Annotated in this window: 10 protein-coding genes; all 10 read right to left on the bottom strand. The window is 43.4% G+C overall.

Features of this window, described 5'->3' with window-relative positions; translation table 11 throughout:
* Positions 1 to 34: 34 nt before the first annotated feature.
* The 10 genes from rfbD to rfbB all read right to left on the bottom strand — a co-directional run bounded on the left by rfbD (position 35) and on the right by rfbB (position 14,156).
* Positions 35 to 883, bottom strand: coding sequence for a dTDP-4-dehydrorhamnose reductase (rfbD, locus tag BQ7344_RS13690; protein ID WP_072522987.1), 849 nt, complete (start codon positions 881 to 883; stop codon positions 35 to 37).
* An 11-nt stretch (positions 884 to 894) separates the two neighbouring features.
* Positions 895 to 3,339 carry a glycosyltransferase family 2 protein gene (locus tag BQ7344_RS13685; protein ID WP_072522986.1) on the bottom strand — a complete coding sequence of 815 codons (2,445 nt, stop codon included), beginning with the start codon at positions 3,337 to 3,339 and terminating at the stop codon, positions 895 to 897.
* A 22-nt stretch (positions 3,340 to 3,361) separates the two neighbouring features.
* Positions 3,362 to 5,800: a glycosyltransferase family 2 protein gene (locus BQ7344_RS13680; RefSeq protein ID WP_072522985.1), complete on the bottom strand. Its 2,439-nt coding sequence runs from the start codon at positions 5,798 to 5,800 to the stop codon at positions 3,362 to 3,364.
* A 10-nt stretch (positions 5,801 to 5,810) separates the two neighbouring features.
* Positions 5,811 to 7,994: a class I SAM-dependent methyltransferase gene (locus tag BQ7344_RS13675; RefSeq protein WP_072522984.1), complete on the bottom strand. Its 2,184-nt coding sequence runs from the start codon at positions 7,992 to 7,994 to the stop codon at positions 5,811 to 5,813.
* Entirely contained in the window at positions 7,994 to 9,253 is a 1,260-nt protein-coding gene (locus tag BQ7344_RS13670; protein WP_072522983.1) for an ABC transporter ATP-binding protein, read from the bottom strand. The genes BQ7344_RS13675 and BQ7344_RS13670 overlap by 1 nt, the downstream gene beginning before the upstream one ends.
* 12 nt (positions 9,254 to 9,265) lie before the next feature.
* On the bottom strand, positions 9,266 to 10,072 hold the full coding sequence (locus BQ7344_RS13665; RefSeq protein ID WP_072522982.1) for an ABC transporter permease: 807 nt from the start codon (positions 10,070 to 10,072) through the stop codon (positions 9,266 to 9,268).
* Entirely contained in the window at positions 10,069 to 10,638 is a 570-nt protein-coding gene (rfbC, locus tag BQ7344_RS13660; protein ID WP_015543311.1) for a dTDP-4-dehydrorhamnose 3,5-epimerase, read from the bottom strand. Before rfbC ends, BQ7344_RS13665 begins: the two co-directional genes overlap by 4 nt.
* A 1-nt stretch (position 10,639) precedes the next feature.
* Positions 10,640 to 11,518, bottom strand: coding sequence for a glucose-1-phosphate thymidylyltransferase RfbA (gene rfbA, locus BQ7344_RS13655; protein ID WP_072522981.1), 879 nt, complete (start codon positions 11,516 to 11,518; stop codon positions 10,640 to 10,642).
* 36 nt (positions 11,519 to 11,554) lie between these two features.
* Positions 11,555 to 12,874, bottom strand: a complete 1,320-nt coding sequence (locus BQ7344_RS13650; protein WP_072522980.1) for a D-alanyl-D-alanine carboxypeptidase family protein — start codon at positions 12,872 to 12,874, stop codon at positions 11,555 to 11,557.
* Between the two features lie 199 nt (positions 12,875 to 13,073).
* Positions 13,074 to 14,156: a dTDP-glucose 4,6-dehydratase gene (rfbB, locus tag BQ7344_RS13645; RefSeq protein WP_072522979.1), complete on the bottom strand. Its 1,083-nt coding sequence runs from the start codon at positions 14,154 to 14,156 to the stop codon at positions 13,074 to 13,076.
* Positions 14,157 to 14,196: the final 40 nt, after the last annotated feature.

Below are 14,196 nucleotides of genomic sequence, written 5' to 3'. Positions count from 1 at the left end.
AAAGCAGCTGTCTGTTATGGCAGCTGCTTTTCTTTTACATAATCTCTTTAAGATAACGTCCCAATGCATCTTTCCAGTCCGGAAGACGGGTAAATCCATGTTCTTCCAGTTTTTTCTTTTCCATGCGGCTGTTGGAAGGACGTTTTGCTTTTGCAGGATACTCTGCAGAACTTACCGGAATGACATTTACATCCATTCCTGCCTGACGGAAGATTTCTTTTGCAAAATCACACCAGGAAATATATCCACCTTCATTTGTTGCATGATATTTTCCATATTCTTCTTTTTCCAGCATATCAACCAGAAGTCTTGCAAGGTCATATGTGTAGGTCGGTGTTCCGATCTGATCATCGACAACGGTCAGTGTGTCATGAGTCTTTCCGAGGTTCAGCATGGTCTTGATGAAATTCTTTCCGTTCAGACCAAATACCCATGCGATACGGACAATATAATAATGCGGTGCATATTTTTCAACTGCAACTTCGCCTTCATATTTCGAATGTCCATAGACATTCAATGGCTCTACAACCGGATCATCCGGCTCCCACGGGCGGGTTCCCTGTCCGTCAAATACATAATCGGTGCTGATATAAACCATCGGAATATCAAGTTTTCCACACATTTTTGCGATATTGGCTGTTCCATCCACATTTACCTTGTGGCAAACCTCCTGATTATCCTCAGCTGCATCTACTGCTGTCCATGCCGCACAGTGTACAACCTTATCCGGATGTACCTCTGTCATCACCTGTTCAACGGCTACACTGTCTGTGATATCCATCTCCTCAACATCCACACCGACACCTTCGTAGCCTCTTTTTGCAAGTTCGTTCATAACGTCATAGCCAAGCTGGCCTTTTACACCTGTAACCAGTACTTTCATTTTCATTCCTCCTATATGCGTTTTAACGAAAAGTCCTGACTCTTTAATGTCAGGTTCGGATTATAATACGGATCTCCGTCACGCATGATATCCGGCCATCGTCTTTCAAACACCTGAATTTCTTTATTAAACCGTGCCACCTTTTCCGGAGTGTCTTCCAGACCTCTGGATTTGGACTCGTAATGATACAGCTCTGCATATGGATTGTATACAATCAGATACCCGGCAGTCCGCAGCTTCATACAGAAATCAATATCATTAAATGCAACTGCCAGTTCCTCGGTAAGTCCGCCGACTTCCTCAAAAGCAGAACGTTTTACCATCATGCAGGCTGCCGTCACCGCACTGTAATCCTGTGCGCAGATGATTCTGTGACAGTATCCGGTCGTTCCTCGCGGCTGCAGTACAAAACAGTGTCCTGCAATTCCACCAAAACCGATCACAACACCGGCATGCTGGATCGTATCATCTTCATAGTACATACGCGCTCCAACTGCTCCGACATCACTTCGCATACAGTAACCCAGTAATTCTTCGAGACAGTCTTCGTTGATGATCTCCGTATCATTATTCAGAAGAAGGATGTATTCCCCCTTCGCAAATGTTGCACCGTAATTGTTGATTGCGGAATAATTAAATTCTTTATCCCAGTAAACGACATGAACCTTCGGATTCTGTGCTTCGATCTCCTTATAATACTGGAATGTAGAATCTTCGGTACTGTTGTTTTCGACAATGATAAATTCATAATTCCGGTACGTAGATTTCTGTTCAATAGAATTCATGCAGCGTTTCAGATCGTCGATATGATCCTTATTCGGAATGATGATTGAAACAAGCGGATCATGATCTCTGTGGAATTTCGTACGGTACAGTCCAAGGAATTCACCCTGATGAACTTCTGCATCAATTCCTGTTCTCTGATAATGCGCCTCGATCGCACGTTTTCCGGCTTCAAATGCATACGTCTTGCTTTCCGGATTTTCAGCGGTGGAATCCTCATGACATCTCCAATGATAGAGAATTTTCGGTACATGATAGATTTCCTCCGGTTTCACCGCTTCGATGCAGCGGAAAATGAAGTCATAATCCTGTGCCCCATCATATTCTTTGCAGAGCATACCTACCTGATCAATGATTTTTCTGTCCACCACAAACAGGTGACAGATATAGTTTACCGTACAGAGCAGATCCGGATTATAGTCCGGCTTGAAATGCGGCTGGAAAAACTTATGTCCGTCCATCGACATTTTATCCTCATCAGAATAAAGAAGACGGATTGCTCTGTTATTATTTAAAGCCTTCACACACTCAAAGAGCGCATGTGGAGTCAATTCATCGTCATGATCTGCGAATGCAATGAAATCACCTGTCGCAATCTCTATTCCTGCATTGGTATTTTCGGAAATCTGAAGAGGTTCCTTATGGGAAATCACACGAATTCTCTCATCCGATGCAGCAAGAGACTTCAAAAGTTCTGCAATCGGTGAGTTCTCCCCGCTTCCATCAGAAAGACAGAGTTCCCAGTTCGGATAAGTCTGTGCCTTCACGGTCTCTACCAGCTGACGAAGATATTTCTCCGGTGTTTTGTACAGCGGAATCACAATGCTGATCTTTGGCTGGTATTCGAATTTTTCTCTTCTCTGGTGTTCCAGTTCTTTTGCACTCGGAAGGTGGCGTACAATCCATTTCTGATATGGTATCTCTCTTGTTGAAGCCGTCCTGATTTTGGATACAACTTTGCCTGCCAGTGCTGCACTTCCCTGGGATTTCCAGTAACGCATACCCTTCTGCGCATATTTTTCTATTTTTTTGCGAAGGATGACTGCCGGCTGTAAATGTACCACATGTACAGACTTCGTCTCCCCTGCATAAAATACTACGTAGACAACCTTTCCGGTAAGATTGGTGATCTCTGCAAAAAATCCGGTCTTGTCCTCGTGCTTCATTTCTTCATACATCTGTTCCACATCAACACGTTCTGTACGAAGAATCTCTGCCTGAATCTTTTCTTTGTTTTCGTCGAAAATCTGAATTCGCACCGGCTGATCTGCCACGGCCCACCCACGGATACGCAAAAATCCCTGCTGGATTTTTTCTTCTTCGATATAAAACTGCGGTTTGCCTCTGCGTTTTTCCAGATTTTTTACTGTAATGGAAAACCAGCAGAATGTTTTGTCCGGCATATCTGCATAAACGCTCAGCTTCTGATATCCTTCCAGTGACTCCGGAAGCTGCACCGCTGCCGTAATACGCTCGCCCCTCATCAAATCCGGATCTTTAAAACGTTCCAGTGCACTGACTACTTCCAGACGCTGAATCTCGGATTTTATTTCGGAACCATCCAGCATGGCACGCATCTTTGCTTCTTTCGGCCATGTTCCCTGCAGGATATAACAGCATGGATCCTGTAAATGGAACCGATCCTTTGTTACCTCAAATATCTCTCTCGACATAATCTATATCCAACCTCGTTTCTCAGTCTTCTCTCAGGGAACAGTCTGCTTCTTTCAGTGACAGATTCGGATTGTAATAAGGGTCTCCCTTCGCCATCTCATCACCCCATTTTTCCTCGAAGCGCTTCGTTTCTTTTTCGAAACGGAACTGCTTCTCCGGAGTATCTTCCATTCCCCTTGACTTGGATTCGTAGTGATAAAGCTCCGCATATGGTGTAAATACGACTTTTTTGCCTGCTGCACGCGCCTTCATGCAAAGATCAATGTCATTAAAGGCAACAACAAACTCTTCATCAAATCCACCTACTGCCTGGAAATCTTCTGCTTTCATAAGCATGCAGGCCGCAGTTACGGCGCTGATTTCCTGTACATTTACTGCCCTTCCGAAATATCCTTTATCTTCGCAGGATGCCATGCACATAATATGGCCTGCAATTCCGCCCATGCCAAGTACAACTCCTGCATGCTGGATCAGGTTATCCGGATAGTAAAGTTTCGCTCCGACGATTGAAACATCCGGCTGCTGACAGATCATCAGCATCTCCTCGATCCAGCCCGGACTGATCACTTCCACATCATTATTCAGAAACAGCAGGTAGCTTCCTTTTGCTTCTTTTACAGCGAAATTGTTGATTGCAGAATAATTAAATCCATCTTCCCACGTAAGTACCCGTGCTTTCGGGTAGCGCCAGGAAAGGTTTTTGTAGTAATCAAAAGTCTCCTGCTCTTCGCTGTTGTTTTCGACTACCAGAATTTCATAATTCTTCCATGTAGATTTCTCATAAATGGAAGAAAGACATTTCTCAAGATCATCAATATGGTCTTTATTCGGAATAATGATCGACACAAGCGGCTCGCCCTGAATCTTTACATGACTTCGATACCAGCCCGGATGTTTCGTCATTTCTACCTCTGCCTCGATACCAACTCTGCGGTAATGTTCCTGAATCGCACGGCATCCTGCTTCATATGCGTACGTCTTGCTCTCCGGATTTGCCGCAACAGAATTCATATGACACCTCCAGTGATACAGCACCTTCGGAATATGAATCACCTGTTTTGCCTGCTCACAGCAGCGCAGTATAAAATCGTAATCCTGCGAACCGTCAAACTCCGGTCTGAGGCCTCCCACCTGGTTGACCAGTGCTTTTTTTACAACAAAAATATGACAGATATAATTATTGTCCCTTAAACGGAACAGATTATAGTCTGATTTGAAATGAGGTTCAAAATAGAATTCCCCATCCATACTCAGTTTATCTTCATCTGTATAAATGATCTCCGGTCCCTGATGATCATTTATTGCCCTGACAATTTCATACAGAGCATCCGGTTCCAGTGTATCATCATGATCACTCAGCATCAGATATTCACCGGTCGCCATCTCGATTGCTTTGTTTGTATTGACGGAAATCCCACCATTACCCTCTAGATGCTTATAAAGGATTCTCTTATCTTTACCATAACGCTTCTGAACGTATTCTTCGACTTTCTGATCAGGGCTTCCATCCGCCAGGCAGAGCTGCCAGTTTGTGTAAGTCTGCGAACGCACAGAATCGATCAGTTCCTTCAGATACGGAGTCGGTGTACAGTACAGAGGAATCACAATGCTGATCAGAGGATTCTGCTCAAAATGTTCATGACGCTGTCTGCGAAGAGTCTTTCTGTCCGCTTTATGACGCTCAAACCATTCTTCATAATCTTCTTTGTGCTCCCCGTTTTTGTCTTTGTGGAAAAGACGTCCCCAGAAGCCTTTTGCTTTCTCTTTTTCCTTCTGTTCCCTGCGAAGAGCTTTTATATCAATCTCATATGTTTTGGTTGTAGAATCACCGCAGAAATGAAGCACTATCCTGTTTCCCGGGATTTCAAGAAACGCTGCGGAAATGCTGAAACCGATCTCCTGATTCTTGTAATCGTCGTCCAGATGGCGTCGCTCTACAACGTCCGGCCTGCGGCCTCTCGTGATCTTACAGTCGAGAAGTTCTGCATTTTCTTTATGAACAGTTACTTCAACTTCACCTCTCTGGTCTGTTGTCCATCCCTGAATCTCAAGCATCAGCCCATAGAGGACTTCGACACGGTCAATATGGAACTCGACCAGTTTGTCTTTGACCAGTTCATCCAGTTCATCACCTGTATGCTCCCAGATCACAGTTTTTTCTTCTCCGTCCAGCAAAAGAAGTTCCAGTATGTCATACTTCTGGCGAAGTTTCAGGACCTCCGGAATCGTAACTGTAAATCCCGGAAGAAAGCCTTCTGTCTCCACTTCCAGAGCCTGCGCCACATCCGGTCGGTCATACCGCTCCACTTCCGGTATATCGAGCACTTCATACCCGTCACCAATCAGCTGAAAACTGCATTTCTTTTTATCAGTATGCATATACCAGCCTACAAGGCTCAGCACATGTCCATGTCTGTCATCATATCGTTCTTCATCAATGCTGAAACAAAGTTTGTCCATAAATAATCCCCTATTTCTTTTTAATACTCCGGTACAGTTTCCATGCCTTTGTATTTTCCATTTCATGAATCTGGCGGTGCAGTCTCTGTATCTCCTGATCTTTTTCAGAAGCAATCCTCGAAAAGCTCTTCCAGAATGCATCCTGTGCTTCTGTTTCTTTCATCACTTCAATCTCTATGTGAAGTTTTCCTGCATTTTCCGGCAGATTTTCAAGAACAAACTGCGGATCTCCACCTCCAAAATAATATCTGTCCGCTCCCATCGGGAACCCATTTGAAGTAAAAACAGCTTCTTTTCCGTTTTCAAATGTCAGTTTCTTAAGAATCAGTCCGCCGGCTGCCTCACCCGGATCAAGACGCAGTCTGCGTACATCGCCCGGAACAGCAATACAAAGATCCAGCCCGGATCCTGCCATCGGATAAACATCAGAATCCGCTTCCGAAAAATCACTGCCTCTGTCATAAAATACCTGCAGCCTTCTCAGTGCAAACGCTGCACGGATTCTCTCATAATATGCCGGCACATCCACCTTGCCCGGTGAAACCTCATCGTACATGGAACGAAGCGGTACATGTTTTCCTTCCATATACTTCTGGAAATTACGCTCCATCTCCGCATAAATTTCCAGTTCTTCCTCTGAAATTCCGGCTTTTTTATAAAAATCAAACTCACGCAATACTGCACGCTTGCCATCGCTCTCCAGATAATAATGAATCATTCGATAGAGAATGAAGTTGCACGGAACCGGGAAACGAAATGTCCATTCATAATCGATCACCGATACTTCAGAATCCTGAAGCAGAATATTTGCCGGAACCAGATCGATATTGGATATACCGCTGCAACGATAATTTTTCTCCAGCGGAACATCTCCAAACACCTCGATAAATTCCGGTGTCTTAAAGAATATCTCCCCTGAATGAATACGGCGTACTTTATCAATATAAGTAAAAAGAAGTTTTTCCAGTTCTTCATTCCTGCCCCGCTCAAGCAGGCTGTCCAGACATGCTTCCAGTGTCTCACCACTTAAGTATTCCAGTGCAACTCCATCAGCTTCTGTCCTGCAGGAATTCAATTTCAAACCTTCCCTGCCATAGAAACCGGAAAGTTCTTCCTCGATTTTCGTAAGATTCCTTACATGTGCTTCAGCCCTGGTATCTGCCGGAACCTTGCGCACAACTTTTTCTTTCTTATTATTCTCACAGATTTCCGTGATGATGGAAAACTTCGGTGCACGCTCATTTGAAAACTTCGCATAAACTGTACCGGTCTCCATTTTTTCCTTACTGATCAGAAGCAGGAACGAATTGGCAAAATCCGGGTACATCTCATTTGCAAGCAATGTATCATATACTGAAGATTCCTGAAATAGCTGCAGACGAAGTCTGTCATAGTTCGTCTCCAGACGATTCAGCTCACCTTTCAGCGGAAGCCGTCTGTCTGAATAAACGGTCATTGGAAGCTTATAATCCGGGAATGGATAATACCATTCTGCATGCAGATTTCCGGCATCTGAAAGAATCTGCAAGAATTCTTTTCTGGAAAAAGTTTTAACACCTTTGGTGGTCGGATAGCCTTCCAGCCCTTCAAAAAGTGTACCGAAATGATCCTCAGTGCATCCTGCCCAGTATTTAAGCCCCAGACGGTTCTCGATTGCAAGCACGATCTTTCCATTCGGTTTCAGATGCTTTGAAATAATTTTTAAGAAATCCACATATGGCGTCTCACTCTGAATGTATGCTTCTCCATATTCAAAAACCCCAATCAGGGTAATGTAATCATATTTTTCTGTAAGTGTTTTCTCGACATCCTGAAAATTTCCCATCAGAATTTTCAAATTGTCACAGTCGCGGTGTCTCCACGCGTTGATCTGACTGCGTTTCCTCGAAAGCTCGATACAAGTCACCTGCTTTGCCTTCTTACAGAGGGCACCGGTAACCGCACCGCATCCGGAACCGATTTCGAGAACATTTTCTTCTCCGGTAAACGGAAGCCAGCCCAGAATATTTTCCCTGATATGAGAAAAATGATAAAGAATCGGCCAGCTTGCACGCTCCGCGATCACCTGATTCCATTCTTCCTCACGGTAATTTCGCGCGATCTCCAGCATCTCGTCTTCAATTGCACCATCTGTATATAAATCTTTGCCCGGATAAAGTGTGTCATCCAGAAGAACCTGTCCGATTTTTTCCATTAATCCTCATCTCCACAGTAGATTTCTACTTTTGAATTCATATCATAAAAACCAACGGTATTCTGCGTTGAGATAACCGTGATATTACATGCATCATACAGTCTGTGAAATACCGTAAAATCACCGTCTTTGTAGCCGGTACATCCGAAAGAAAGCAGATATTCTCCACCCTGCAGAAACATGTCCTGTGTGAAGGTTACAGTACACACATCCCCGGCGTCAGAATGCTCTACGTGCATTTTCTCAAACATGGTATTCGTTCCGGTAATCTCTGTTCCACGGATATCCTTGAAAGTATATGCCATGATCGGCTCCTGAATGTTCTCATGGAATTTCACACGCATCTTGATCGTAAAAGTAGATCCTTTGTCGATAGTGTTGGTATAGTTGCCCTTTTCATCCATCACGACAAAATCCGTGATCTCTGCCAGCTTGCTGCCATATTCAAGCATATTCGGATTGACCTGGAATTTCTCATTCCAGCTTTCACGCTTTTTCTTTTCGTTTTCGGCTGCTTCTTTCGCCGGGTCCTGTCCAACCAGAAGCTGTTTGTACATATCAACCATCTTCTTCGGAGAACCTTCCGCCAGCTTTACACCTTTATTGAGAAGGACTACACGGTCACAGTATCTGGAAATACTGCTGAGATCGTGGCTTACAAAGAGAATGGTTCTTCCCATATCTTTAAATTCTTCGAATTTACGATAACATTTTGCCTGGAAGAACACGTCACCGACAGAAAGCGCTTCATCGACTATCAGTATCTCCGGGTCAATGTTGATCGCAACAGCAAAAGCCAGACGAACGAACATACCACTGGAATATGCCTTGACCGGCTGATGTACAAAATCGCCGATGTCTGCAAAATCCAGAATATCCTGTAGTCTGGCATCAATTTCTTCTTTTGAAAATCCCATCATCGTACCGTTGAGATATACGTTCTCAATTCCCGTATATTCCATATTAAATCCGGCGCCAAGTTCAAGCAGTGCGGAAATTCTTCCATCAACTTTCACTTCACCTGCGGTGGGATTCAACACACCTGTGATGATCTTGAGGATCGTGGATTTACCGGAACCGTTCGTTCCGATAATTCCCACCGTCTCTCCTCTTTTTACTTCGAAATTTACATCCCGGAGAGCATAATGCTCTCTCACGGGAACTTTAAATCCAAGCGCTTCACGCAGTCGGTCTGAAGGCTTGTTGTATAGTTTATACATCTTGTCCAGATGCTTTACTTCAATTGCAAATTCACTCATTCTACTCTCCGTTTACAGTACATCTGCAAAATGTACCTGAAGTTTTTTAAACAATCTGGTTCCAAGGAAAAATACGGCAATCGTAAATACCCAGAAATAAAGGGTAAGTACCGGATGCTGCCAGATTGCCACCTTGTTAATCAGAGAATCACGATATCCCTGTACAATATAAAAGACCGGATTCAGTTTCAGTATTTTTGCAAGGATGCCGCCCAGTCCTAGGTCATTGAAATCCCACATGATCGGTGTCACCCACACCCCTACCTGAAGTCCGATGTTGATAATCTGACTCAGATCACGGAAAAATACAACCGCTGCACTCGTCAGATAAGTCACTGCAAGGATCAGCATAAAAATGCAAAAGCTATAATACAGAAGCTGTATCGCATACAGACTCGGTGGATATCCCATAAAAGTATAGATCAGCAGTACGATAATGATAAAAAATGCATGTACAAAAACCGCTGAAAATACTTTCACAACCGGAAGGATCCGGATGTTGAATACAACTTTTTTGACCAGATAATTGTATTCGAGAAGTGCATTCGTTCCTCCAATCAGTCCTTCCTGAAAGAAAAACCATGGAATCAGTCCCGCGATCAGCCACAAAACAAAAGGGACTCCCTTGTCTGAGCCATTGCGAAGTGCAAGTCCGAATACAAACCAGTATACGCAGATCGTTACGATTGGCTGAATAAACGCCCAGATTGTTCCGAAATAAGAACCGGCATATTTTGTTTTAAAGTCATTTTTTGCCAGAGAAAAGACTAACTTTCTGTTTTTGTAGATCTCTCCCGGCAGCCATGTCTCGTTTTTCAATCTTTTTTACTCCTGTTGGCAGTGTACTCTTTGAAGCTTCCCCATTTCTGGTCTTTGTCAGAAAGAATCAGTTCCATACCTTCCGGGATCGGCCATTCTACACCAATATCCGGGTCATTGTATGCCAGACCGCCTTCATCGTTCGGATGATAGAAATCTGTACACTTGTATGCAAATTCCGCTGTATCAGAAAGCACTACGAATCCATGTGCAAAGTTTTTCGGAATAAAAAACTGCTTTTTGTTTTCTGCTGACAGAAGCACACCATACCACTGTCCATAAGTTGCAGAACCTTCGCGCAGGTCAACAGCAACATCAAAAACTTCGCCGCTCACTACACGCACCAGTTTATCCTGCGGATAGTTGATCTGGAAATGAAGTCCACGCAGTACACCCTTACGGGAGCTTGACTGATTATCCTGTACAAACTCCATGTCGATTCCTGCTGCTTTGTAATCGTTATAGTTATATGTTTCCATAAAGTAACCACGCTCATCCCCGAATACAGTTGGTGTAATTACTTTCAGTCCTTCGATATGACAGGTTTCTACTGTGATCTTACCCATTTTATAATCCCTCCGCTACTTCTATCAGATATTTACCGTAAGCTGTCTTGAGAAGTGGCTGTGCCAGTTCTACAAGCTGTTCTTTTGTAATAAATCCACGTTTGTATGCAATCTCTTCAATACAGGAAATATAGAGTCCCTGACGTTTCTGGAATGCGGCTACAAAATCTGCCGCATCAAGAAGAGAATCATGGTTTCCGGTATCCAGCCATGCAAATCCACGGCCAAGTGTCTCAACCTTCAGTGTACCTCTGTTGAGGTATTCGTTGTTAATGCTTGTAATCTCAATCTCGCCACGTGCAGATGGTTTAACATTTTTAGCAATTTCAACAACATCATTGTCATAGAAATACAGACCCGGAACTGCATAGTTTGACTTCGGATGCTCCGGTTTTTCTTCGATAGAAAGAGCCCTGCCATTTTCGTCGAATTCTACCACACCATATTCACGAGGATCTCTTACATAATAGCCAAAAATAGTTGCACCTTTTTCTTCTTCGGTACGTTTGTAAGCATTCTGCAATACTCTTGAAAAGCTCTGACCATAGAAGATATTGTCGCCAAGTACAAGTGCAACAGCATCGTTTCCGATAAATTCTTCACCAATGATAAATGCATCTGCAAGTCCTCTCGGCTGCTCCTGAACTGCATATTCAAAGCGCATGCCAAGCTGACTTCCGTCTCCGAGAAGGTCACGGAAGACCGGAAGATCTCTTGGTGTGGAAATAATCAGGATCTCGCGGATTCCTGAAAGCATCAGAGTTGATAACGGATAATAGATCATCGGCTTGTCATAGACCGGCATGATCTGTTTTGAAATAGCTTTTGTTAACGGATATAATCTGGTTCCTGAACCACCTGCTAAGATAATTCCCTTCATAAGGTTTCTCCTTTTTTCTTTATTTATTTTTGTCTGTTAACTGTTTTTAAAATGGAGTGCGATCAGAAGTCCGATCAGGACAATGATCATTGCACCACCAATGATCAGAAGCATCTTTACAGTTGAAGAAAGTCCTTCTGTGTGCATTTCACTGATCTGATCCTGAACAGATTTTTGCTCAGATACTGCAGTGTCATTTGTATCGGTTTCGTCTGTCTGTACTGTTGTTGATGTGCTTTCTGTTTCTGAACTTTCCGGTACCGTCGTCTCCTTCGCTTCCTGCACCGGTTTCGGAGTCGGTGTATCTTCTACAGTCACATAACCTACAAACTGCCCCTGATAATAGTACTGATTTAGTGTTCTCGTTCCCTTTTCTTTGCTTTTCATCGTAAGATCAGCGACCGTCACACCTTTCGGTACTGTCATTGCCTTTCCATCAACTTCAATGCTGTCAAAACTGTTAAATGCATAATCAAACAATACTGTACTGTCCGCACAGTTGATACCAAGATCTGCATCACGCATAGTTACTACGATATAAGTTCTTCCGTTTCGCTCTGCAACCGTAGCAAGACAGTTCTGTGCTTCTGTGGAAAATCCTGTCTTTCCACCAATACAGCCTTCATAATACAGGCTGGACTCTTTTGCCAGAAGTGGTACGTGAGTATGCATTGGTCTCGCAGCACTTAAGTTTGTTGCCGGAATTGTATAGTTCACTGTTTCCAGAACTTTGCGGAATCTGGCATTCTTAAGACCGGCTCGCATGATCTTCGCAAGATCCTCGGCACAGGAATAATGATTTTCGTCTGGAAGACCACTGGCATTGACAAAATGAGTATGCGTACATCCAAGCTGCCTGGCTTTCTGGTTCATCATATCCACAAAGTTTGCTTCTGTACCACCGACGTATTCTGCAATCTGCGCACAAACCTCATTTGCAGACTTAATATATGCGGCGAACCAGCAGTCCTTCATAGTCATGGACTCACCAAGCTGTGCATTGATGTTGCTGCTGTCCCAGGTCACATCGCGAACTCCTGTTTCCGTAAACGTCACAATATCCTTCGGTGAGCTGTTTTCGATTGCAACAAGAAGCGTCATGAGTTTTGTTGTACTTGCAGGATAACGATATTCATCCATTCCTTTATCATACAAAATTGCTCCTGTATCTGCATCCATCAGAACAGCTGTCTCGGAAGTTACAGCCGGAGCTGCCGGCCAGTTCACTATACTATCTGTAGCAACCGCTGCCGGTGTGCCATTGGTCGTTACCATAGAAGCCTGTACCGTACAAGAAGACACCAGAATCACCACAGCACCTACTCCTGCCGCAATCCGGTATATTCCTTTATTCATCTGTGTACCTCCACTATTAAACTAAATTCAAGTCTCTTCTAACGCAAGACATATCTCATATTATTTTCGCACAATCATAGAGTAAATTCAATGCCTATTTTCGCCAAAATAGTCTTCCTCCTTATCTTCTGAAAGAAAAAATGCTGTAATTCCTTGTTAAACCCGGGAATTACAGCATCTTAATCTCTATAAAAGATGACTATTTGGTTTTGTACATTTCCTCATAATATTTCTGATAGTCGCCGCTGGTGACATTCTTCATCCAGTCTTCATGCTCGAAGAACCACTGAATTGTCAGGCGAATACCATCTTCAAAACATGTCTCCGGATACCAGCCAACTTCTTCTTTGATCTTATCCGGTGCAATTGCATAACGACGGTCATGCCCTTTACGATCCTCTACATATGTGATCAGCTTCTCACTTACAAGAGCTTTACGCGGGTCATCATCCGGAAGCATTTCCTGTAATGTATCCAGAATAATATGGATGATCTGAATGTTCTGCTTTTCATTGTGTCCGCCAATGTTGTAGGTCTCAAACAGACGGCCTTTTTCCTGCACCATGTCAATTCCTTTTGCATGATCCATTACATACAACCAGTCACGTACATTCTTACCATCACCATATACCGGAAGTTTCTTTCCCTGAAGTGCATTGTTGATGATCAGCGGAATCAGTTTTTCCGGAAACTGGTACGGTCCATAGTTATTGCTGCAGTTTGTAATGTTTGCCGGGAATTTGTAAGTATCCATATAGGATTTTACCAGCATATCGGAAGATGCCTTGCTTGCAGAGTACGGGCTGTGTGGATCATATGGAGTAGTCTCATAGAAGAAGCCACCGTCTTCCTCAAGGGAACCATATACTTCATCTGTAGAAACATGCAGGAATTTTTTGTCCGGCTTGAAAGTTCCGTCAGGAAGTTCCCATGCAGATTTTGCAGCATTCAGCATAACCAGTGTACCAAGTACATTTGTCTTTACAAATACCTCAGGATTGCGAATACTTCTGTCTACATGACTCTCTGCCGCAAAGTGAACAACACGGTCGATATCATTTTCATCAAAAATCTTCATGATTGCTTCACTGTCACAGATATCTGCTTTTACGAAAGTGTAGTTGTCGCGATTTTCGATATCCTTGAGATTCTCAAGATTTCCTGCGTATGTCAGCTTATCTACATTAATGATGCGGATCTCGTTGTCATATTTCTGGAACATGTAATGAATATAGTTGGATCCGATAAATCCTGCTCCACCGGTTACAAGGTATGTTCTCATATTTTCTTTTCCTCCTGAAAAGCGCTCTCCTTCGGGGAGA

It is taken from the genome of Blautia sp. Marseille-P3087 (genome assembly GCF_900120195.1).
Classification (GTDB): Bacteria; Bacillota; Clostridia; order Lachnospirales; family Lachnospiraceae; genus Blautia_A.
Note: the sequence above shows the minus strand (reverse complement) of the source record. Positions and strands in the feature narration are given on the sequence as shown.

What these genes read in the sequence shown, in the direction of transcription:
- BQ7344_RS13670 (WP_072522983.1), bottom strand. Translation starts at nt 9,253, where the DNA reads ATGAGTGAATTTGCAATTGAAGTAAAGCATCTGGACAAGATGTATAAA.
- rfbC (WP_015543311.1), bottom strand. Translation starts at nt 10,638, where the DNA reads ATGGGTAAGATCACAGTAGAAACCTGTCATATCGAAGGACTGAAAGTA.
- BQ7344_RS13685 (WP_072522986.1), bottom strand. Translation starts at nt 3,339, where the DNA reads ATGTCGAGAGAGATATTTGAGGTAACAAAGGATCGGTTCCATTTACAG.
- rfbD (WP_072522987.1), bottom strand. Translation starts at nt 883, where the DNA reads ATGAAAGTACTGGTTACAGGTGTAAAAGGCCAGCTTGGCTATGACGTT.
- rfbB (WP_072522979.1), bottom strand. Translation starts at nt 14,156, where the DNA reads ATGAGAACATACCTTGTAACCGGTGGAGCAGGATTTATCGGATCCAAC.
- BQ7344_RS13675 (WP_072522984.1), bottom strand. Translation starts at nt 7,994, where the DNA reads ATGGAAAAAATCGGACAGGTTCTTCTGGATGACACACTTTATCCGGGC.
- rfbA (WP_072522981.1), bottom strand. Translation starts at nt 11,518, where the DNA reads ATGAAGGGAATTATCTTAGCAGGTGGTTCAGGAACCAGATTATATCCG.
- BQ7344_RS13650 (WP_072522980.1), bottom strand. Translation starts at nt 12,874, where the DNA reads ATGAATAAAGGAATATACCGGATTGCGGCAGGAGTAGGTGCTGTGGTG.
- BQ7344_RS13680 (WP_072522985.1), bottom strand. Translation starts at nt 5,800, where the DNA reads ATGGACAAACTTTGTTTCAGCATTGATGAAGAACGATATGATGACAGA.